This window comes from Bradyrhizobium jicamae (assembly GCF_018130695.1).
Taxonomy (GTDB): domain Bacteria; phylum Pseudomonadota; class Alphaproteobacteria; order Rhizobiales; family Xanthobacteraceae; genus Bradyrhizobium; species Bradyrhizobium jicamae_B.
This window is the reverse complement of record NZ_JAFCJX010000003.1, coordinates 71,402-91,410: the sequence shown is the minus strand read 5'-3', so window position 1 is coordinate 91,410 and position 20,009 is coordinate 71,402. Positions and strand designations below refer to the sequence as shown.

Genomic DNA, 20,009 nt, shown 5'->3' with positions numbered 1-20,009 from the left:
CCGCCGTAGCTCAACGAGCGAAGGCGGAAGCGTGCCCACCATCGCGAGCACGCCGTGGATGGTGGGCACGGCGCTATGCGCCTTTGCCCACCCTACGGCATCGGAGCTAGTGAATCTCCGCCGACTTCTTCAGCGCGTCCTTCAGCTTCTCCAGCGTAAAATCCTTGGCTCGCGCGATCTCGAGGATCGGGGTCTCGCGGCGGCCGCAGAGCTCGGCGGCTTCCGGCAGCTTGGCGGCGACCTCATAGGGGATCACGATGGCGCCATGGCTGTCGGCGTGGATCAGATCGTCGGAGCGCACGGTCATGCCGGCGACGCGGACTTCACCGCCAAAACTCTCGGCATGCACCCAGGCATGCGACGGACCGATCGAACCGGCCAGCGCCTGGAAGCCCGGCGCCCATTGCGGGATGTCGCGGATCGAACCGTCGGTGATGACGCCGAGGCATCCGAGCGCCTTGTGCACATTGCTCTGCACCTCGCCCCAGAACGCGCCGTAGCCGACGTCCGGACCGTCGATGTCCTGGATCACGGAGATGCGCGGCCCGAAGCCGGTGCCGACATATTCGTAATATTCGATGCGGCGCTTCGACTGCTCTTCCGCCGAGAGGCCGGACTTCAGCACCGAGCGGATCGCGACCGTGCGCGCATAGCCGACGATCGGCGGCAGCGTCGGAAACGGACAGACCAGCGGCTTCACGGTGTAGCCGATCAGCCTGCGCTCGGGCGCCACGATCTCCATCGCGTTGCAGATCGTCGGCGTGTCGTAGCGCGCCAACGCTTCGAGGACGGATGCGGGCAACGGGGCAGATGTGGTCACGGCGTTTCTCTCCTGATTTTTGGCTTCGCGAGGATGCATCCCGGCTATAGCCGAGATCGGGTGCGAACCCAACTCAGGGAACGGGAATGGCTGATATCCGTGGAAGGTCTTACCCCTCATCCTGAGGAGCCGCGGAGCGGCGTCTCGAAGGACGAGGCCCGACTGTGGCCTCATGGTTCGAGACGGCGCTTGCGCGCCTCCTCACCATGAGGGTCTTCTAGTTCAACCGCGCCGGGCGGTTGTCCTGGTCGGCACTGGAGGCCTGCGGCGAATATGTCGCAGCGGGTGCCGACGTCGGCGCAGGCGCACTCTCCGCCGGCGTCTGCGCGGCAAGCTCGCGCTCGTGGTCGCGATAGGACTTCCAGCCCCACGGCAGGCTCAACAGATAGAGCACCGTACCGGCCGACAGGATGTGCCAAGGATAGCCGATCAGCAGCGCGACGAAGAACACCACCGCGACGAACACCGGCAGCACCATCTCCGGCGGCACCCGCATCTTCACAGACTTGCCGGAGAACACCGGCAGGCGCGACACCATCAGGAACGCGATCAAGAGCGTATAGAACGCGGTCAGCGTCGCCGGCGGCATCGGCACGCCAAGGAACGAGAGATAGACCGGCAACAGCGCGGTCACCGCGCCGGCCGGCGCCGGCACGCCGGTGAAATAATTCGCGGCAAACGGCGGCTTGTTCGGATCGTCGATCGAGGCGTTGAAGCGCGCCAGCCGCAGGCCGCCGGAGATCGCAAACACCATCGCGGCGATCCAGCCGCCATTGTTCAAATCATGCAGCTGCCAGAAATACAGGATCAGGCCGGGCGCCACGCCGAAATTGACGAAGTCGGCGAGGCTGTCGAGCTCGGCGCCGAATTTCGACTGGCCCTTCATCAGCCGCGCGACGCGGCCATCGATGCCGTCGAGCACGGCGGCGAACACGATGGCCGCGACCGCAAGCTCCATCCGCCCTTCGGTGGAGAGCCGGATCGCCGTCAGGCCCGCGCAGATCGCGAGCAGCGTGATCATGTTGGGCACGAGCATCCGCACCGGGATCGGGCGGAAGCGCCGGCGGCGGTACTCGGTCGAGTTCGGATCGGATGGCATCATCATGCGATCCAATATAGCAAGTGCTGCCCGGCTCCGCCATCGCGCGGCGGAACCATCTGATCCAGCGGGATAAATGGTTAATCGGCGCGGAATGTCCGCCCCGAGTCGGCGTCGCGGAAGTCGGCCAGGACAGTCTCGCCGGCGACAGCAGTCTGGCCTTCGGAGACCAGCGCCCTGGTGCCCTCGGGCATGTAGACGTCGAGGCGGGAGCCGAAGCGGATCAGGCCGAAGCGCTCGCCGGCCCCGATCGACTGGCCTTCCTTGACGAAGCAGACGATGCGGCGCGCCACGAGGCCCGCGATCTGCACCACACCGATCCGGCCGTTCGGCGTCGAGATGACCAGCGCGTTGCGTTCATTGTCCTCGCTCGCCTTGTCGAGCTCGGCATTGATGAAGGCACCGGGACGATAGGCGATGCGGTCGATGCGGCCGGCCACCGGGCTGCGGTTCACATGGCAGTTGAACACGCTCATGAAGATCGAGACCCGCGGCAGCGGCTTGTCGCCGAGACCGAGCTCGGCCGGCGGCAACGCCTGCATCACCAGCGAGACGCGGCCGTCGGCCGGCGACACGATGATGCCGTCGCGGACCGGCGTGACACGCACGGGATCGCGGAAGAACAGCGCGCACCAGACCGTCAGCACGACGCCGATCCAGCCGAGCGGGCTCCACAGCCAGAACAGGATCAGGCTCGCCAGCGCAAAGCCGCCGATGAACGGATAGCCCTCGGGGTGAATCGGAGGGATCTGCTGGCGGATGGAGTTGGCGATCGACATCTGGGCTCGCTTCACGTCTGCCCCGCCCCATCGGCGGGAGATCGGCGCCCTACTTCGACTATTCCGCGGCGGTCGGCAAGGGCTTGTCGGCCGGCGCCGGGGCCGAATCGGCGCCAGGCTCGGCCACCTGTGGCGGCAGGCGGTTCGGCGCCTCGTTGTCGTCGTCGATCTGGGCGAGCTTTTCGCGGGCCGCCTCGGCCTCGCGCTGCCGGTTCCACATGCTGGCATAGAGGCCGTCGGCGGCCAGCAGCTGGGCATGGGTGCCGCGTTCGGCGATCCGGCCCTGATCAAGCACAATGATCTCGTCGGCGCCGACGATAGTCGAGAGGCGGTGCGCGATCACCAGCGAGGTGCGGTTGCGCGAGACCCGGTCCAGCGCCTCCTGGATCTCGTGCTCGGTATGGCTGTCGAGTGCCGAGGTCGCCTCGTCGAGCACCAGGATCGGCGGCGCCTTCAAAATGGTGCGCGCGATCGCCACACGCTGCTTCTCGCCGCCGGAGAGTTTCAGGCCGCGCTCGCCGACCTGGGTCTCGTATCCCTTCGGTGACATCTTGATGAAGGCGTCGATCTGCGCGAGCTGCGCCGCCTCCTCCACCTCGACATCGCTGGCGTCCCAGCGGCCGTAGCGGATGTTGTAACGGATGGTGTCGTTGAACAGCACGGTGTCCTGCGGCACCATGCCGATCGATGCGCGCAGCGAGGCCTGCGTCACATTTCGGATGTCCTGGCCGTCGATCAGGATCTTGCCGCCGGAGATGTCGTAGAGGCGGAACAAGAGCCGCGAGATCGTCGACTTGCCGGCGCCGGAGGGGCCGACGATCGCGACCGTCTTGCCGGCCGGCACCTCGAAGCTCAGGCCCCGCAGGATCGGACGATCGGGATCGTAAGAGAAACGCACGTCCTCGAAACGGACGGTGCCGGCCGAGATCGAAAGCGGCTGCGCGCCCGGACGATCCTTGACTTCCGGATTACGCGACAGCACCTCGAACATCTTCTCGATGTCGATGATCGCCTGCTTGATCTCGCGATAGACCATGCCCATGAAGTTCAGGGGCACGTAGAGCTGGATCATCATGGCGTTGATCAGCACGAAATCGCCGACGGTGTGGGTGCCGTTGCGGATGCCGACGGCGCACATCATCATGGTCGCGGTGAGGCCCGCGGTGAAGATGATCGCCTGCCCGGTGTTGAGCACGGCGAGCGAGGTGTAGGTCTTCACGCTGGCCTGCTCGTAGCGCTCCATCGAGCGGTCGTAGCGCCGGGCCTCGCGCTCCTCGGCGCCGAAATATTTCACGGTCTCGTAGTTGAGCAGCGAGTCGATCGCCTTGGTGTTCGCCTCGGTGTCGGAGTCGTTCATCTTGCGGCGGATCTCGATCCGCCACTCGGTCGCGACATAGGTGAAGTACATGAACACGACGACGGTGATCAGCACCGCCACCACGTAGCGCCAGTCGAATTGCCAGAACAGCACGGCCGACAACAGCGCGACCTCGACGATGGTCGGGATCAGCTGCAGGATCACCATGCGCACGATGGTCTCGATGCCGGTGCGGCCGCGTTCCAGCACCCGCGTCAGGCCGCCCGTCTTGCGCTCCAGATGGAAGCGCAGCGACAGCTCGTGCATGTGGACGAAGGTGAGATAGGCGAGCCGCCGCACCGCATGCATGGCGACGCGGGCGAAGATGCCGTCGCGCCACTGCGTCAGCACCGCCATGATGATGCGCACCGCGCCGTAGCCGATCGTCATCAGTAAGGGCGACGCGATCAGCCACATCATCCAGTTGTCGGACTGCACCGGCGCCGAGTTCGTGCCGTTCAGCGCATCGATCGCCCATTTGAAGGTGAAGGGTACCGAGAGCGTCGCGAGCTTGGCGAACAGCAGCAGCACCACCGACCAGACGACGCGCATCTTCAGGTCGGCGCGATCGCCCGGCCAGATGTAGGGCCAGAGATGAACCAGCGTCCCGACCAGGGTCGCCTTCTCGGCGTTCGCGCTGGAGGGGGTCGACGCGTCGGTCGCCGGTACCGAGCCGTGGTGATGATGGGCCATCAGCTGACAGCCCGGTGCGGGGCGGCGCACCGGGTCGCCGTCATATGTTGTTCGCTTTGTGACATTCTGACCGTCATATAGATCGTTTGAATGCCCCGTACAGCCTTATGACGAAATTCTTTCGCGATTTACGGGGATTTGCGGGATTTTTGGCCTCTCCATGCCCATATCCCGGACTTGACGCTTTTTGCGTTGCAGTGCCACATGGACCGCATGAATCAGATCAAAACCGTTTGTGTCTATTGCGGCTCCGGTGCCGGCAACAATCCCCGTTTCGTTGAGGCAGCAAAAGGGCTCGGCAAGGTGTTCGCCGAGAACAATGTCCGTCTGGTCTATGGCGGCGGTTCGGTCGGCCTGATGGGCGCGGTCGCCGAATCCGTGCTCGATCATGGCGGCGTCGTCACCGGCATCATTCCGGAATTCCTGCGCGCGCGCGAGAACGCGCTGACGCGGATCCAGGAAATGGTCGTCACCCCCGACATGCACGAGCGCAAGCGGCTGATGTTCGAACGCTCCGACGCCTTCGTGGCGCTGCCCGGCGGCGTCGGCACGCTGGAGGAGCTGGTCGAGCAATTGACCTGGCAGCAGCTCGGCCGCCATTCCAAGCCCGTGCTGCTCGCCAATATCGACGATTTCTGGCAGCCCCTGCTCTCGCTGCTGAGCCACATGCGCACCACCGAATTCATCCGCGCGCCGTTCACCGTCGACGTGCTGATGGCCGACCGCGTCGAGGACATCCTGCCCAAGCTGCGCTCGGCTGCCGCGAAGGTGCCGGAGGAAGCCAAGCAGATGGTCCCCGAGGTCGCGCGGCGGATGTGAGGTTTATGCGCTCGGGAAAGTGACGGCCTCGATCCGATTGCCATCGGGATCGAGCACGAACGCCGCGTAGTAGCTGACACGGTCGTGCGGGCGCAGGCCCGGGCCGCCGTCGGAGCGGCCACCGGATGACACCGCGGCGGCGTGGAAGGCATCGATCTCGGCTGTCGTCTTCGCGCGCAGGCAGATATGCGTGCCGCATTCATGCGCGACCTGCGGCATTCCCGGGCGCAGATTGAGCCAGAATTCCGGATAGGCCTTGCCGAAGCCGATCGTCGCCGGCCGCGTAACGAGGCGCGTGAGACCCAACGCCGCCAGCGTCGGCTCGTAGAAGCGCGCAGAGCGTTCGAGATCGCTGACGCCGACGGAGATGTGGTCGATCATTGATGGGCCTCCCTCCGTCAACAGTAGCCCGGATGGAGCGCAGCGCAATCCGGGGCATGTGCATCCGCGGGTCGACTTTCCCGGATTTCGCTGCGCTCCATCCGGGCTACATCTCTCCTAAGCAGGCGCGCCCGACTTCACGAGCTTGTACACCACCGAATCCATCAGCGCCTGGAACGAGGCATCGATGATGTTCGGGGAGACGCCGACCGTGGTCCAGCTGTCGCCGTTCTCGTCCTCGCTCTCGATCAACACGCGGGTGACTGCGCCGGTGCCACCGTTGAGGATGCGCACGCGGTAGTCGATCAGCTTCAGCCCGTCGATGTACTTCTGGTACTTGCCGAGATCCTTGCGCAGCGCGACGTCGAGCGCATTGACCGGGCCGTTGCCTTCAGCGGCCGAGATCAGCCGCTCGCCGGCAACGTCGACCTTGACCACCGCGAGCGCCACCGTGACGCGCTGGCCGTTGGCGTTGTAGCGCTGCTCGACATTGACGTCGAACTGCTCGACCTTGAAATACTCGGGCACCTTGCCGAGCGTGCGCCGCGCCAGCAGATCGAACGAGGCGTTGGCGGACTCGTAGGCGAAGCCCGCCGCCTCGCGCTCCTTCATCTCCTCGACCAGGCGCGTCAGCCGCGGATCGCTCTTCTCATAGGCGATGCCCGCGCGGTCGAGCTCGGCGATCACGTTGGAGCGGCCGGCCTGATCCGACACCAGCACCTTGCGGTGGTTGCCGACCAGCTCCGGCAGCACATGCTCATAGGTCTGCGGATCCTTCAGCACTGCGGACGCATGAATGCCGGTCTTGGTGACGAAGGCACTCTCGCCGACATAGGCCGCGTGGCGGTTCGGCGCGCGGTTGAGCATGTCGTCGAGCGTGCGCGACACTTTGACCAGCGTTGCCAGCTTCTCGGCCGACACCCCGATCTCGAACTTGTCGGCGAACTCGCCCTTCAGCCGCAGCGTCGGGATCAGCGAGCAGAGATTGGCGTTGCCGCAGCGCTCGCCGAGCCCGTTCAGCGTGCCCTGGATCTGCCGCACGCCGGCGCGCACCGCGGCGAGCGAATTGGCCACCGCCTGCTCGGTGTCGTTATGGGCGTGGATGCCGAGATTGGCTCCGGGCACATGCTTGATCACATCGGCGACAACGGTCTCAACCTCATGCGGCATGGTGCCGCCATTGGTGTCGCACAGCACCACCCAGCGCGCGCCGGACTCATACGCCGCCTTGGCACAGGCCAGTGCGAACTCGCGGTTCTCCTTGTAGCCGTCGAAGAAGTGCTCGCAATCGACCATCACCTCACGCCCGAGCGCCTTCGCAGCGCTGACGCTGTCGCGGATCGAGGCGAGGTTCTCCTCATTCGTCGTCTCCAGTGCCACGCGGACCTGATAGGCCGAGGATTTTGCGACGAAGCAGATCGCATCCGCCTTGGCCTCGAGGATGCCGGCAAGGCCCGGATCGTTCGACGCCGAGCGGCCGGGCCGGCGCGTCATGCCGAAGGCGGTGAAGCGGGCATGATCGAAGCCGGGATTTTGGCTGAAGAATTCGGTGTCGGTCGGATTGGCGCCGGGATAGCCGCCCTCGACATAGTCGATGCCGAGCTCGTCCAGCATCTTCGCGATCACCTGCTTGTCCTGCAAGGTGAAGTCGACGCCGTTGGTCTGCGCGCCGTCGCGCAGCGTGGTGTCGAAGAGATAGAGGCGTTCGCGGCTCATTGCAGGCCTCCCGGGGCCACGGCGCCGTCGAGCGCCTTTTGCATCGTGGTGTTGGCGAGCCATTCGCCGTTGATGGTCACGGAGTTGCGCTGCTGCGCGACGTAGCCGCGCTTGCGGAAGAATTCGAGCGCGGTATCGCTGGCATCGACAGTGAGGCTCTTGGTGCCGCGGGCGCCCGCGATCTTCTCCAGCGCGTCACAGAGCGCGCTGCCCGCGCCCTGCCCGGCCGCGCTCGGATGCACATAGAGCATGTCGATCTTGTCCGTGCCCTTGAGCGAGGCAAAGCCGACAGACGAATTGCCGAGCGTCGCGATCAACGTGAGCTGGCCCGCGAGCTTCTTGCCGAAATCAGCCTCGTCCTCGGCGGCCATCGCCCAGGCCTCCTGCTGCGCCTCGCTGTAATCGTCGCCGGTCAATTCCATGATCGACGCGGCGAAGATCGCCGCCAGCAGCGGCGCATCCGCCGGCAGATACGGCCGCAGCGCCGGCTTTTCCCGTTCGCTCATCGCGCGATCTCCCAGGTGGTGCCGTCCTTGGAGTCCTTGATGGTCACGCCCATCGCCGCAAGCTGGTCGCGGATGCGATCGGACTCTTTAAAATCCTTTCGCGCGCGCGCCGCCGTGCGCTCGGCAATCAGCGCCTCGACCAGTTTGACATCGACTCCGCTCGCCTGCTGCTTCCGGCTCTTCCATTGCTCCGCACTCTCCGAGAAGAAGCCGAGCAGCCGCAGCGATCCTGCGAACTCCCTGAGCTTCTGCGCGTTGCTCGAGCCGGCATTGCGCAGCGCATGCAGCTCGGCCAGGGTCTGCGCCGTGTTGAGGTCGTCATACAGCGCCTCGACGACAGCCGGCGGCGGCGTGGCAGCCTCGACATCGGCTGCGACCGCATACCAGTCGTCGAGCGTCTTCGCGCTCTCTTCGGCACCCTTCTGAGTCCAGTCGAGCGGCGATCGGTAATGCGTCTTCAGCATGGTCAACCGCAGCACCTCGCCCGGCCAATCGGCCAGCATCTCGCGGATGGTGAAGAAGTTGCCGAGCGACTTCGACATCTTCTCACTCTCGAGCTGCAGGAAGCCGTTGTGCATCCAGACATTGGCCATGCGGTCGGAATGGAACGCGCAGCAGGTCTGGGCGAGCTCGTTCTCATGGTGTGGAAACACGAGGTCGATGCCGCCGCCATGGATGTCGAATTTTTCGCCGAGATGCTTCCAGGCCATCGCCGAGCATTCGATGTGCCATCCGGGACGGCCCTCGACCGTGATGCCGGCCGGCGACGGCCATGACGGCTCGCCCGGCTTCGACGGCTTCCACAGCACGAAGTCGGTGTTGTCGCGCTTGTAGGGCGCGACGTCGACGCGGGCGCCGGCGATCATCTCGTCGAGCGAGCGCTTCGACAGCGCGCCGTAGCGCGGCAGTGCCGAATTGGCCGCGTTCATCGCCTGCGGCGAGAACAGCACGTGATCCTCGGCGGCGTAGGCGAAACCGCCGGCGATCAGCTTCTCGATGATCGCGCGCATCTCCGGGATGTGCTCGGTCGCACGCGGCTGCACCGTCGGGGCCAAGCAGCCCAGCGCCGTGACGTCGTCCTGATACTGCTGATAGGTCGTCTCGGTGACCTTGCGGATCGCCTCGTTCAGCGGCACGCCGGGATAGTCGCGCGCGGCGCGCACATTGATCTTGTCGTCGACGTCGGTGATGTTGCGGACGTACTTCACATGCTCGGCGCCGAAGCGATGCCGCAGCACGCGGAACAGCACGTCGAAGACAACAGCGGCACGACCGTTGCCGATATGAGCGAAGTCGTAGACCGTCGGTCCGCAGGCATACATGCGGACATTGGCGGCATCGAGCGGCACGAACGGCCGCTTCTCCTTGGTCAACGTATCGTAGAGACGCAATTCCATGGGATGACCCTACCTTGCGGCCGGGCGGTCCAATGATCTCAGGATGATTGAGAAAAGACGGCCTCAGCCAGCGAATCGCTAGCTAATAATCTCGCGGCAAATGCTGCAGATGGCGAGGTGACCGTTCATGGTTCCACCTCTCTCACGGCCCCTCCATGGCGTCAAGGGCCTGCTGGGTGCGGTTTTGCCGATCTTTTCGCGGCAACCGACGTCGGGTTCCGCGGTGGTTAATCATTCTTAAGGATTTGGGCTTATCCGGTGACATGCGGATTTCACCTTTTCATCGGTGCACCCATGCGGCCCATTTCAGCATTGATTGCCTGCGCGTCCCTCTTCGCCGCCTCGGCCGCGTTCGCCGATAGCCGCGTCTTCATCATCGCCAATCAGGCTGACGGCTACGGCATCGACCAGTGCCTCGCTCATGGCGACAAATGCGGCGCGCACGCCGCCCGCGCCTACTGCCAGTCACGCGATTTCGCCCAGGCCTCGAGCTATCGCCGGGTCGATCCCGACGAGATCACCGGCGCGGTCCCGCGGCCGGCCAACGAGAAATGCACCGGAAATAGCTGCGGCGAATACGTGGCCATCACCTGCCAGCGCTGAAATCCCGCCAAGCAACTGGCGAGAAACGGGCTTTTTGCCACAGCGGCGCCGCGGAAACGACGTGACGCTGCCCCGAGAACAGGCTATTTGGGGCCGCCTTGGCCGCGTGATCAGGCATTTGCCGCGCGGCGCCGATGTAATGGCTGGATATGCCCGATAGCTCTGCTCGTCTCTTCTCCCGCTGGTTTTTGACCTGCGCCGTGCTGGCTGGCCTCGCCATGCCGGCGAGCAGCGCGCTGGCGCAGATGCCGCCCGGCCCGCCCGGGGCACCGCCGCAGCAGCAAGGCGGCGCGCAGGCCAACCCGATCTGCGTCCGCCTCGAAGGCCAGCTCGCGACCATCGATCGCGGCGGCGGCAGCGGCGATCCGGCCAAGGACGAGCAGATCCGCCGTTATCAGGACGCAGCCTCCCGGCAGCAGGCCGAACTCGACCGCGTGACCCAGCAGGCCAAGCGGATGGGCTGCGAGAGCTCCGGCTTCTTCTCGCTGTTCAACAACAATTCGGCGCAGTGCGGTCCGGTCAATACCCAGATCCAGCAGATGCGCGCCAATCTCGACCAGATGACCCAGAATCTGGAGCGGCTGCGCTCCGGCGGGCTCGGCGGCTCCGACCGCGAGAACCAGCGCCGCTCGGTGCTGACCGCGCTGGCGCAGAACAATTGCGGCCCGCAATATGCGGCGGCCGCCGCGCGCGGCCCCGGCAGCTTCATCGACAATCTCTTTGGCAATCCGAACAGCCAGCTGCCGCCGCCCGGCCCCGAATATGGCGCCCAGTCCGGCACCTTCCGCACCGTGTGCGTGCGCAGCTGCGACGGCGCCTATTTCCCGATCTCCTACGCAACCTCGCAGGCGCGCTTCGCGGACGACGAGCGGACCTGCAAGGCGCTCTGCCCGGCGGCGGAGGCCTCGCTGTTCGCCTATCGCAATCCGGGCGAGGACATCAACCAGGCGGTGTCGATCAGCGGCCAGTCCTATTCATCGCTGCCGAACGCGTTCAAATATCGCACCGAGTTCAACCCGTCCTGCTCCTGCAAGGCGGCGGGCCAGAGCTGGGCGGACGCGCTGAAGTCGATCGACGACAAGGCCGAGGCCGCGCAGCAGGGTGACATCATCGTCACCGAAGAGAGCGCGAAGAAGATGCAGCAGCGCGCGCAGGAGAAGCAGCAGCCGAAGGCGTCGAGCAAGAAGGGCGCGCCGACGGCCGCACAGGCCGCTCCGCAGCCGCCGGCTGCCGCGGCCGAAACGCCGCCGGCAGCGTCAGGCGATCGGCCGATCCGTTCGGTCGGCCCGACGTTCATCCCGCCGAAGCAGTAGAGCGATCGTTCTTCTTCGCCTCTCCCGCTTGCGGGGGAGGCCGACACGCTCGAAGAGCGCGGCGGGTGGGGGCTCTCTCCACGCAGGGAATCCCGATGCGGAGACACCCCCACCCCGCCCTCCCCCGCAAGCGGGAGAGGGAGCAGAGTCCCGTCGCGGCTATAGCTTAGCTACCCGTCGAACGCCTCCGCCGACGCACGGCTGGCGCGCGTCACCAGCGTCTCGTCGGGCGCGGGCAGGATCTTGCCGGTGTCGCGAAAGCGGTTTGTGATGGGATAGCGGCGGTCGCGGCCGAAGTTTTTCTGCGTGACCTTGACGCCCGGTGCGGCCTGGCGGCGCTTGTACTCGGCGATGTTGAGCAGGCGGTCGACGCGCGTCACCACGTCGGCCGGGAAGCCGGCCGCGATGATCGAGGCTAGCGGCTCCTCGCGCTCGACCAGGCGCTCGAGGATCGCATCCAGCATGTCGTAGGGCGGCAGCGAGTCCTGGTCGGTCTGGTTCTCGCGCAACTCCGCGGTCGGCGGACGCGTGATGATGTTGACCGGGATCACCTCGCCTGACGGCCCGAGCGCGCCGTCCGGCTTCCACTCGTTGCGCAGGAACGACAGGCGGAACACTTCGGTCTTGTAGATATCCTTGATCGGGTTGAAGCCGCCGTTCATGTCGCCGTACAGCGTGGCGTAACCGACCGACATTTCCGACTTGTTGCCCGTCGTCACGACCATCGCGCCGGTCTTGTTGGAGATCGCCATCAGCAGCGTGCCGCGAGCGCGCGCCTGCAGATTCTCCTCGGTGATGTCGCGCGCGAGTCCGGCAAACACCGGCGCCAGAATCTTCTCGAACCCGTTCACGGCGTCCGCGATCGGCAGCACCTCGTAGCTGAAACCAAGCGCCGTCGCGAGCTTGGCCGCGTCATCGAGCGAGACCTGCGCGGTGAAGCGGAACGGCATCATCACGCCGCGCACCTTGTCGGCGCCGAGCGCATCGACCGCGATCGCCGCGCACAGCGCCGAGTCGATGCCGCCGGAGACGCCGAGCAGCACGCCGGGAAAACCGTTCTTGCGGACGTAGTCGCGCAGGCCCAGCACGCAGGCCGCGTAGTCAGCCTTGTCGCCTTCCAGCACCGGCACGATCGGTCCCGAACAGCGCCAGCCGTCGGCGGTCTTGTGCCAGGTCAGCGTCGTGATGTTCTCCTCGAACGCCGGCAGTTGGGCTGCCACCGAGAGGTCGGCGTTCAGCGCAAAGGATGCGCCGTCGAAGATCAATTCGTCCTGCCCGCCGATCTCGTTGAGATAGATCAGCGGCAGCCCGCTCTCGGTGACACGGGCGACGACGATCGACAGCCGCAAATCATTCTTGTCGCGTGCATAGGGCGAGCCGTTCGGCACAACGAGAATCTCGGCGCCGCTCTCGGCGAGACACTCGACGACGTTTTCGTATTCCTCGGACTCTTCGAGCCAGATGTCCTCGCAGATCGGAATGCCGATGCGCACGCCGCGTACTGGTACCGGGCCCGACGCGGGCCCGCGCGCGAACAGGCGCTTCTCGTCGAACACGCCGTAGTTCGGCAAATTCGCCTTGAAGCGAAGTGCGGCGATGCGCCCTTCGTCGAGCAGCGCGCAGGCGTTATAGAGCTTGCCGTCCTCGACCCAGGGCGTGCCGATCAGCACCGCCGGTCCGCCATCTCTGGTCTCGCGCGCCAGCTCCTCGACTGCGGCGCGGCAGGCCGACTGGAACGCTGGTTTCAGGATCAGATCTTCCGGCGGATAGCCGGCGATGAACAGCTCTGAGAACACGACCAGATCGGCGCCATCGGCCTTCGCCCGTTCGCGCGCGGCGCGCGCTTTCGCGGCGTTGCCGGTGACGTCGCCGACCGTCGGATTGAGTTGCGCCAGGGTGATCTTGATCGTTTGCTCGCTCATCCCTCTAATTTGCTCCGCATGAGCACAAACTTCAATGGGCCCGGGATCATGGCGTGATTGCAGAAATCACGGTGCGAGCTCCGGCTGGACCTCGCCGAGCAACACCATTGCACCCAACCGGCCCAATTCGTCCGAACATTTCGCGCTTTTGCCGTAGCACCCGGTTGCCACCGTGACGCGCTCCGACAGCGGGCCGATCAAAGGCAGGCCCGACTCGCCAAAGGTGGTCATGCAGGGCACGACGCGGCGCTCTTCGAATTTGAGGTCGCGAATGCGGGCGAGGATCTGTGTTTGCAGCCGATCCGCAACCTGAGCCGATCCACCCGAGCGGAACCAGTCCTTGATATCAGCCTCGCTCTCGAGCGCGACATCAACGGGATCGCCGCCGAGCTTGAGCCAGCTTTGCCCATCCGGATAGACGATCGGCGGCAGAATGTAGGGATTGTCGCCCTTCGGCCCGAAGCAACGCATCGACGGCATGCCGTCGAGCCTTTGAACCTCCGCCGCGCCGAGCCGAAACAGCGCCGCGGTGCGCGCATAGACCTTGAAGCCCAATGACCTCCCGAGCAGCGATTGGGTGTGCCCTCCCGCGGCAACGAGAACGCGCTCGGCCGCGACGTCGCCCGATCTCGTCCGGATCGTCACACCGGAGCCGGTTTCCGAAATCGCCCGCGCCGGCTCGTCGATGATTTCAGCACCGGCACGTTCCGCGGCGATCGTCTGCGCCCGCACCAGGCGGCGCGGACTGATGTATCCGGCATGCCGCGGCTCGAAATGCCCGCGCATTCCAGCCGTCGATCCCAGATACGGAAACCGCTCCGCGAGATCAGCGTCATCATAGACCTCACAATGAATGTCGGCCTCGGCGGCGATCTTGCCGGTGGCGGTGGCGTCGCTGCTTTCCTTGGCGCCGACGTGAAGGCAACCGACTTCCCGGTAGAACTCGACGCCGCTTTCGGCCGAGATCTCGCCGTAGCGCGCTATCGCCGCGCAATTCGCCTGCCGCCAGAATGTCTCGGAATCGAAACGCCGCGTGATGCGGCCTTCATCGTAGTGGCTGGCAAAGACGCCGCCATGGCGCGCAAAACTGGCCGGCTCATCTGGCCCGATCAGTGCGACCTGATGGCCCAGCTTGGACAGATGTCGCGCCGCCGCCGCGCCGATCAGGCCACGTCCGATCACCGCAAGTTTGATCGCTGTGTTGGCGCTCATGGTGACGCGGCCTTCCGGGTCAGATCAGCCCCATGCGTTCCGCCAGCGCGAACAGCCAGAACAGCCCGGTCATGATCAGCGCGACGCCGACGGCGGCCGAGCCCATGTCCTTGACCCGCCCGATCTGCGGATCGTGATCCATGGTCAGGCGGTCGGCGAGCTTCTCGATCGCGGTGTTCAGGAGTTCGACCACCAGCACCAGCATCACGGTGGCGACCAGTTCGACGCGACGCATCATGGTGGCGCCGATCAGCCAGGCGAGCGGCAGCGACAGCACAAGCGCCACCACCTCCTCGCGGATCGCCTGCTCCGACTTGATCGCGAACGCCAGCCCGTTGCGCGAATTGAGGGTCGCCCGCCAGAACCTCAGCACAGTGTCACTGCCCCGTAAAACCTGTCACTGCCCTGCAAGTCTTCTTACCAGAAAGTGTTACAGCCCTGCGACAGCCGGCATCGGCTTGGCCTTGCCGGCGCGCTCCTGCTTCAGCAGTTCGGCGATCAGGAAGGCCATGTCGATCGACTGTTCGGCATTCAGGCGGGGATCGCAGACCGTGTGATAGCGGTCGTTGAGATCCTCGTCGGTGATGGCGCGGGCGCCGCCGATGCATTCGGTGACGTCCTGCCCGGTCATCTCCAGATGCACGCCGCCGGCATGGGTGCCTTCGGCCGCATGGATCTGGAAGAACGACTTCACCTCCGACAGCACCTTGTCGAACGGGCGGGTCTTGTAGCCCGAGGTCGAGGTGATGGTGTTGCCGTGCATCGGATCGCACGACCACACCACGACGCGCCCTTCCTTCTGCACCGCGCGAATAAGGCCCGGCAAATGATCGCCGACTTTCTCATTGCCGAAGCGGTTGATCAGCGTGAGACGGCCCGGCTCGTTGTCGGGATTGAGGATGTCGATCAACTTCAGCAGTTCATCGCCCTTCAGCGACGGACCGCACTTCAACCCGATCGGATTCTTGATGCCGCGGAAATATTCGACATGGCCGTGATCGAGCTGGCGGGTGCGGTCGCCGATCCAGATCATGTGGCCCGAGGTCGCGTACCAGTCGCCGGTCGTGGAATCGACGCGGGTCATCGCCTGCTCATAGCCGAGCAGCAGCGCCTCATGGCTGGTGTAGAAATCGGTCGAGCGCAACTCGGGATGGCTCTCGAGATCGAGGCCGCAGGCCTGCATGAAGTTCAGCGCATCCGAGATGCGGTCGGCGAGTTCCTTGTAGCGGCGGGACTGCGGCGAATCCTTCAGGAAGCCGAGCATCCACTGATGCACGCTGCCGAGATTGGCGAAGCCGCCGGTCGCGAACGCGCGCAGCAGGTTCAGCGTGGCGGCCGACTGGCGATAGGCCATCAGCTGGCGCTGCGGATCGGGGATGCGCGCTTCCGGCGTGAACGCGATGTCGTTGACGATGTCGCCGCGATAGCTCGGCAATTCCACGCCATTGAGCTTCTCGGTCGGCGACGAGCGCGGCTTGGCGAATTGTCCGGCGATGCGGCCGACCTTCACCACCGGCAGCGCCCCGGCATAGGTCAGCACGACGGCCATCTGCAAGAGCACGCGGAAGAAGTCGCGAATGTTGTTGGCGCCGTGCTCGGCAAAGCTCTCCGCGCAGTCGCCGCCCTGCAGCAGGAAGGCCTCGCCGGCCGCAACCCGCGCCAGCGCCTTCTTCAAATTGCGCGCCTCGCCCGCGAACACCAGCGGCGGAAAGGTCGCAAGCTGCGCCTCGACGTCGGCCAGCGCCTTGGCGTCGGGATAATCAGGCACCTGCACCACCTTCTTGGCGCGCCAGCTGTCGGGTGTCCACCGCTCGGACATGACGTCAACTCCTCAAGCAAAAACCGCAACTTATCCGCAAGAATCCGGGAAGGGCCGGGTTATACACAGGCTCTCCCCGCGCCGCTAGGGGCGAATTCCGGCAATCTCGTCAAGACCTTGCAGTGGAAGCCGAATTCGCATTTGGTAGAGCCTACCATGAATGCCCAGGGAAAGATCGTGGCCGAGGCCGCCATCGACGACGTCTACGTCGACGAGATCGTCGTGCCGGCGATGGACGGCTATCCCCTGGGCGCGACGCTGTTCCTGCCGCGCGGCGCCAAGCGCCATGCCGTGCTGATCAATTCCGCGACCGCCGTCCCGCGAAAACTCTATCGCGGCTTTGCCGGCTATCTCGCCCGCCGCGGCTGCGCGGTGCTGACCTATGACTATCGCGGCACCGGCGACAGCCGGCAGCCGTCGATGACCGGCCACAATCCGCCGAAATCGCTGGTCGGCTTCAAAGCCACAATGTCGGACTGGGCGGCGCTCGATGTCACCGCCGCGGTGCGCTGGATGCGCGAGCGCTATCGCGACATGCCGCTGTCCTATGTCGGCCACTCCTTCGGCGGCCAGGCGCTCGGGCTGCTTGCCAACAACACGGAAGTTTCGCGCGCGCTGCTGATCGCTTCCCAAGCCGGCTACTGGAAGCTGATGGCCTCGCCGGAGCGCTATCGCGTGGTCGCAATGCTCAACGGCGTCGGGCTGCCGCTGACGAAGGTGATGGGTTATATGCCCGGCTGGGCCGGGCTCGGCATGGACCTGCCGAAGGGCGTCTTCGAGCAATGGGTCGGCTGGGTGATGCGCCCGCGCTATCTGCTCGACGACCCCAGCCTCACTGCGCGCGAGAATTTTGCAAAGTTCAAAGGAAAACTCCGCGCCATCAGCATCACCGACGATCCCTGGGCGACGCGGCCCGCGGTCGAATTGCTGTGCTCGGGTTTCACGTCGATCACACCCGACATCATCTCGATCCGCCCCGCGGACGCCAACGTTCCCAAGCTCGGCCATTTCGGCTTCTTCCGCAGCGAGCACCGCGACACGCTGTGGCGTGGCGCGGCGGAATGGGTGCAGGCGGAGGGGTAACGATCCTTCCACCGTCATTGCGAGCGAAGCGAAGCAATCCATAATTCAGCATATGCGGAGCGATGGATTGCTTCGTCGCTTCAGCGCAAAATTGCCTTGCAATTTTATCGCGAGTTCCTCGCCATGACGGCTTGCGGCCACCACCACCCTTACACCAGCTTCCGCTCCGCAGCCGTCGCGGCATCGCCCGTGTTCGGCGTGCCCGTCGGCTCGATCAACAGCAGATGCACCTCCTCCCGCGCCACGGGGCGATGCTCGACGCCCTTCGGCACGATGTACATCTGGCCCGGCAGAAGCGTCACGGTGCGGTCGCGCAGTTCGATGTCGAGCACGCCCTTCAGCACCAGGAAGAAGTCGTCGGTGTCGTCATGCTTGTGCCAGACGAACTCGCCCTTCACCTTCACCACCATGACGTCGCAGGCGTTGAACTGCGCGACGGTGCGCGGCGACCAGTGGTCGGAGAACGTCGATAACTTTTCTGCGAGATCGATCCGGCCGGTCATGGCGCACTCCAGGTTCAGTGTCGTATTGTCGTCATGGGTTTCAGCGGACACGTATTTTGTGTCTGACTATTGCTGGAACTTGTCCACCCCTCTAAAACCTTGCCGGGCATTCACGGTGGCCGGGCGATAGGGCAAAAATTTGGAGCAAGAGCTCAGGGAAGAAGGTTTGCAAGCCGCGCGCGCGATCGCCGCGTTGTCGGTTGCTTATTTTCATTCCTATGCGGCGATCCGCGGCGCCTTTCCCGAGTCCGCGTGGATGCCGGTGCCGTGGTTGAAGCAGTGGGGCTTCCTTGGCGTCGACTTCTTCTTCGCCATCTCCGGTTACGTCATCTGCCTGGTGGTGACAAAACCGAGCTTCACGCTTGGGGGATTCGCGATCAAGCGGCTGCTGCGGCTCTATCCGATGTACTGGACGGCACTGGTCCTGATGGGGCTGCTGATCTGGTGGGGACGGAGCGGCCCCGTTTCGTGGCCCCACGTCCTCTATTCCATGACGCTGCTGCCGCAACAGGGAACGCCGGCCTATGATGTCAGCTGGACGCTCGAGCGTGAAGTTGTCTTCTACGCACTCGCAGCCTTGATCGTTCCTATCGGCCGCGTGTGGGGCCTGGCGGTCGTTCTGGCCGGCCTCGCAGCAGCCGGCTTCTACTACCGCAATCCCTGGTCCTTTCATCTGGTGTCGACGGTGCAGGCGGATTTTCTCGCCGGCGTCCTCGTGTTCATGGCGCGATATGAGCTATCGCGCATCGGCGGGCTGATTCCGCTGCTGATCGGCATCGCCATTCTCGCGGTGATGAGGCAGGCCATCACGCCCTATGCCGTGCCGATTGCCATGGCGGCCCTGCTGGCCGGCATGGTGCATGTCAGAATTCCCTGGGAGCGGGCGCCCTTCAGCTGGCTGGTCCGGACCGGAGATGCCTCCTACTCGATCTACCTGCTGCACTACCTCGTGTTCGTGGTGATGTCCTACGCCTCGGTCGTGTATGTGCCATTCCACCTGCCGGAGTGGGCCGCCGAGCCATGGCGTTTTCTCTCGATCGCAGTTTGCGTTGCGGTGTCCTGGCTGACCTTCACTGTGATCGAATCGCCGATGATACGGCTCGGACATTATCTGGCGCGCTCGCCGGCGCGGCGTGACGCGCCGCGGGCCGCCGTGCCGAACGAGATCTATTCGGGCCAGAATGCCCCGATCAAACGGGCATCGTGACGCGCTATACTGGCGCAACGCGTGCAATCCCAGGGCAGACAATCCATGGCACGAGACCTCGAAGGCAAGATTGCCGCCGTAACCGGGGCCGCATCCGGCATTGGGCTGGCGAGCAGTGAGGCGATGCTGGCCGCGGGCGCGCGCGTCTCGATGATCGACCGCGACCAGGCCGCGCTCGCAGCGCTCCGCGACAAGCATGGCGATGCCGTGATCCCCGTCGTCATCGACCTGCTCGATCCCAGGGACTGCGCGACGCTGCTGCCGCGCGTGCTGGAGGCGGCCGGCCAGCTCGACATCTTCCACGCCAATGCCGGCAGCTATGTCGGCGGCGATCTCGTCGATGCCGACACATCGGCGATCGACCGGATGCTGAACCTCAACATCAACGTCGTGATGAAGAACGTGCACGACGTGCTGCCGCACATGATCGCGCGCAAGACCGGCGACATCATCGTGACGAGCTCGCTGGCGGCACACTTCCCGACGCCGTGGGAGCCGGTCTATGCGGCGTCGAAATGGGCGATCGACTGCTTCGTCCAGACCGTGCGCCGCCAGGTCTTCAAGCACGGCATCCGCGTCGGCGCGATCTCGCCCGGTCCCGTGATCACCGCCCTGCTCGCCGACTGGCCGGCCGAGAAGCTCAGGGAAGCCCGGGAGTCCGGCAGCCTGCTGGAGGCCAGCGAAGTCGCCAACGTCGTGCTGTTCATGCTGACCCGCCCGCGCGGCATGACCATCCGCGACGTCGTGATGCTGCCGACGAATTTTGATTTGTGAGGGATG

General features: G+C 65.1%; 19 protein-coding genes. 6 read left to right on the top strand and 13 right to left on the bottom strand.

Annotated features, from left to right (window positions below; translation table 11 throughout):
• Nucleotides 1–106: 106 nt before the first annotated feature.
• The 4 genes from JQ604_RS05610 to JQ604_RS05595 form a co-directional block, all read right to left on the bottom strand.
• Complete coding sequence (locus tag JQ604_RS05610; RefSeq protein WP_212354120.1) at nucleotides 107–859, bottom strand: RraA family protein; 753 nt, start codon at nucleotides 857–859, stop codon at nucleotides 107–109.
• Nucleotides 860–1,037: 178 nt separating this feature from the next.
• Complete coding sequence (pssA, locus tag JQ604_RS05605) at nucleotides 1,038–1,919, bottom strand: CDP-diacylglycerol--serine O-phosphatidyltransferase (RefSeq protein WP_212354655.1); 882 nt, start codon at nucleotides 1,917–1,919, stop codon at nucleotides 1,038–1,040.
• Between the two features lie 80 nt (nucleotides 1,920–1,999).
• Nucleotides 2,000–2,713 (bottom strand): phosphatidylserine decarboxylase, encoded by a 714-nt coding sequence (locus tag JQ604_RS05600; RefSeq protein ID WP_349631056.1) that lies wholly within the window; start codon nucleotides 2,711–2,713, stop codon nucleotides 2,000–2,002.
• Between the two features lie 43 nt (nucleotides 2,714–2,756).
• Complete coding sequence (locus JQ604_RS05595) at nucleotides 2,757–4,748, bottom strand: ABCB family ABC transporter ATP-binding protein/permease (RefSeq protein ID WP_212354118.1); 1,992 nt, start codon at nucleotides 4,746–4,748, stop codon at nucleotides 2,757–2,759.
• A 213-nt stretch (nucleotides 4,749–4,961) separates the two neighbouring features.
• Here JQ604_RS05595 and JQ604_RS05590 point away from each other — a divergent pair, with 213 nt between their 5' ends.
• Nucleotides 4,962–5,567 carry a TIGR00730 family Rossman fold protein gene (locus tag JQ604_RS05590; protein ID WP_212354116.1) on the top strand — a complete coding sequence of 202 codons (606 nt, stop codon included), beginning with the start codon at nucleotides 4,962–4,964 and terminating at the stop codon, nucleotides 5,565–5,567.
• A 3-nt stretch (nucleotides 5,568–5,570) separates the two neighbouring features.
• Here the strand turns inward: JQ604_RS05590 and JQ604_RS05585 are convergent, their stop codons facing one another.
• The 4 genes from JQ604_RS05585 to cysS form a co-directional block, all read right to left on the bottom strand.
• A complete protein-coding gene (locus tag JQ604_RS05585; protein ID WP_212354114.1) occupies nucleotides 5,571–5,948 on the bottom strand; it encodes a VOC family protein in 378 nt (125 codons plus the stop codon).
• Nucleotides 5,949–6,065: 117 nt separating this feature from the next.
• Nucleotides 6,066–7,664, bottom strand: coding sequence for a citramalate synthase (gene cimA / locus JQ604_RS05580; RefSeq protein WP_212354112.1), 1,599 nt, complete (start codon nucleotides 7,662–7,664; stop codon nucleotides 6,066–6,068).
• The gene (locus tag JQ604_RS05575) at nucleotides 7,661–8,170 is read right to left on the bottom strand and encodes a GNAT family N-acetyltransferase (protein ID WP_212354110.1); all 510 of its coding nucleotides are present in this window, start codon (nucleotides 8,168–8,170) and stop codon (nucleotides 7,661–7,663) included. Before JQ604_RS05575 ends, cimA begins: the two co-directional genes overlap by 4 nt.
• Nucleotides 8,167–9,567, bottom strand: a complete 1,401-nt coding sequence (gene cysS, locus JQ604_RS05570) for a cysteine--tRNA ligase (protein ID WP_212354109.1) — start codon at nucleotides 9,565–9,567, stop codon at nucleotides 8,167–8,169. The genes JQ604_RS05575 and cysS overlap by 4 nt, the downstream gene beginning before the upstream one ends.
• Before the next feature lie 294 nt (nucleotides 9,568–9,861).
• Here cysS and JQ604_RS05565 point away from each other — a divergent pair, with 294 nt between their 5' ends.
• Both JQ604_RS05565 and JQ604_RS05560 read left to right on the top strand, forming a co-directional pair.
• Nucleotides 9,862–10,170, top strand: a complete 309-nt coding sequence (locus JQ604_RS05565; protein WP_212354108.1) for a hypothetical protein — start codon at nucleotides 9,862–9,864, stop codon at nucleotides 10,168–10,170.
• Nucleotides 10,171–10,319: 149 nt separating this feature from the next.
• Nucleotides 10,320–11,483: a DUF2865 domain-containing protein gene (locus tag JQ604_RS05560; RefSeq protein WP_212354106.1), complete on the top strand. Its 1,164-nt coding sequence runs from the start codon at nucleotides 10,320–10,322 to the stop codon at nucleotides 11,481–11,483.
• Between the two features lie 170 nt (nucleotides 11,484–11,653).
• On the opposite strand, the gene JQ604_RS05555 is transcribed toward JQ604_RS05560, so the two are convergent.
• The 4 genes from JQ604_RS05555 to JQ604_RS05540 form a co-directional block, all read right to left on the bottom strand.
• A complete protein-coding gene (locus JQ604_RS05555; protein WP_212354104.1) occupies nucleotides 11,654–13,405 on the bottom strand; it encodes an NAD+ synthase in 1,752 nt (583 codons plus the stop codon).
• 66 nt (nucleotides 13,406–13,471) lie between these two features.
• Complete coding sequence (locus JQ604_RS05550) at nucleotides 13,472–14,617, bottom strand: NAD(P)/FAD-dependent oxidoreductase (RefSeq protein ID WP_212354102.1); 1,146 nt, start codon at nucleotides 14,615–14,617, stop codon at nucleotides 13,472–13,474.
• Between the two features lie 19 nt (nucleotides 14,618–14,636).
• Complete coding sequence (locus tag JQ604_RS05545; protein ID WP_212354099.1) at nucleotides 14,637–14,990, bottom strand: diacylglycerol kinase; 354 nt, start codon at nucleotides 14,988–14,990, stop codon at nucleotides 14,637–14,639.
• A 57-nt stretch (nucleotides 14,991–15,047) separates the two neighbouring features.
• Nucleotides 15,048–16,436: a class II 3-deoxy-7-phosphoheptulonate synthase gene (locus tag JQ604_RS05540; RefSeq protein WP_212354097.1), complete on the bottom strand. Its 1,389-nt coding sequence runs from the start codon at nucleotides 16,434–16,436 to the stop codon at nucleotides 15,048–15,050.
• A 156-nt stretch (nucleotides 16,437–16,592) separates the two neighbouring features.
• Between JQ604_RS05540 and JQ604_RS05535 the strand changes: the two genes are divergently transcribed.
• On the top strand, nucleotides 16,593–17,519 hold the full coding sequence (locus tag JQ604_RS05535) for an alpha/beta hydrolase family protein (RefSeq protein ID WP_212354095.1): 927 nt from the start codon (nucleotides 16,593–16,595) through the stop codon (nucleotides 17,517–17,519).
• 149 nt (nucleotides 17,520–17,668) lie between these two features.
• On the opposite strand, the gene JQ604_RS05530 is transcribed toward JQ604_RS05535, so the two are convergent.
• Nucleotides 17,669–18,022 carry a cupin domain-containing protein gene (locus tag JQ604_RS05530; RefSeq protein WP_212354092.1) on the bottom strand — a complete coding sequence of 118 codons (354 nt, stop codon included), beginning with the start codon at nucleotides 18,020–18,022 and terminating at the stop codon, nucleotides 17,669–17,671.
• Between the two features lie 166 nt (nucleotides 18,023–18,188).
• On the opposite strand from JQ604_RS05530, the gene JQ604_RS05525 reads away from it, so the two are divergent.
• Entirely contained in the window at nucleotides 18,189–19,229 is a 1,041-nt protein-coding gene (locus JQ604_RS05525; protein WP_212354090.1) for an acyltransferase family protein, read from the top strand.
• A 45-nt stretch (nucleotides 19,230–19,274) separates the two neighbouring features.
• Entirely contained in the window at nucleotides 19,275–20,003 is a 729-nt protein-coding gene (locus JQ604_RS05520; RefSeq protein WP_212354088.1) for an SDR family oxidoreductase, read from the top strand.
• Nucleotides 20,004–20,009: the final 6 nt, after the last annotated feature.

Coding starts and splice junctions, on each gene's coding strand:
- JQ604_RS05610 (WP_212354120.1), bottom strand. CDS start 859: ATGCATCCTCGCGAAGCCAAAAATCAGGAGAGAAACGCCGTGACCACA.
- pssA (WP_212354655.1), bottom strand. CDS start 1,919: ATGCCATCCGATCCGAACTCGACCGAGTACCGCCGCCGGCGCTTCCGC.
- JQ604_RS05595 (WP_212354118.1), bottom strand. CDS start 4,748: ATGGCCCATCATCACCACGGCTCGGTACCGGCGACCGACGCGTCGACC.
- JQ604_RS05590 (WP_212354116.1), top strand. CDS start 4,962: ATGAATCAGATCAAAACCGTTTGTGTCTATTGCGGCTCCGGTGCCGGC.
- JQ604_RS05585 (WP_212354114.1), bottom strand. CDS start 5,948: ATGATCGACCACATCTCCGTCGGCGTCAGCGATCTCGAACGCTCTGCG.
- cimA (WP_212354112.1), bottom strand. CDS start 7,664: ATGAGCCGCGAACGCCTCTATCTCTTCGACACCACGCTGCGCGACGGC.
- JQ604_RS05575 (WP_212354110.1), bottom strand. CDS start 8,170: ATGAGCGAACGGGAAAAGCCGGCGCTGCGGCCGTATCTGCCGGCGGAT.
- cysS (WP_212354109.1), bottom strand. CDS start 9,567: ATGGAATTGCGTCTCTACGATACGTTGACCAAGGAGAAGCGGCCGTTC.
- JQ604_RS05565 (WP_212354108.1), top strand. CDS start 9,862: ATGCGGCCCATTTCAGCATTGATTGCCTGCGCGTCCCTCTTCGCCGCC.
- JQ604_RS05560 (WP_212354106.1), top strand. CDS start 10,320: ATGCCCGATAGCTCTGCTCGTCTCTTCTCCCGCTGGTTTTTGACCTGC.
- JQ604_RS05555 (WP_212354104.1), bottom strand. CDS start 13,405: ATGAGCGAGCAAACGATCAAGATCACCCTGGCGCAACTCAATCCGACG.
- JQ604_RS05550 (WP_212354102.1), bottom strand. CDS start 14,617: ATGAGCGCCAACACAGCGATCAAACTTGCGGTGATCGGACGTGGCCTG.
- JQ604_RS05540 (WP_212354097.1), bottom strand. CDS start 16,436: ATGTCCGAGCGGTGGACACCCGACAGCTGGCGCGCCAAGAAGGTGGTG.
- JQ604_RS05535 (WP_212354095.1), top strand. CDS start 16,593: ATGAATGCCCAGGGAAAGATCGTGGCCGAGGCCGCCATCGACGACGTC.
- JQ604_RS05530 (WP_212354092.1), bottom strand. CDS start 18,022: ATGACCGGCCGGATCGATCTCGCAGAAAAGTTATCGACGTTCTCCGAC.
- JQ604_RS05520 (WP_212354088.1), top strand. CDS start 19,275: ATGGCACGAGACCTCGAAGGCAAGATTGCCGCCGTAACCGGGGCCGCA.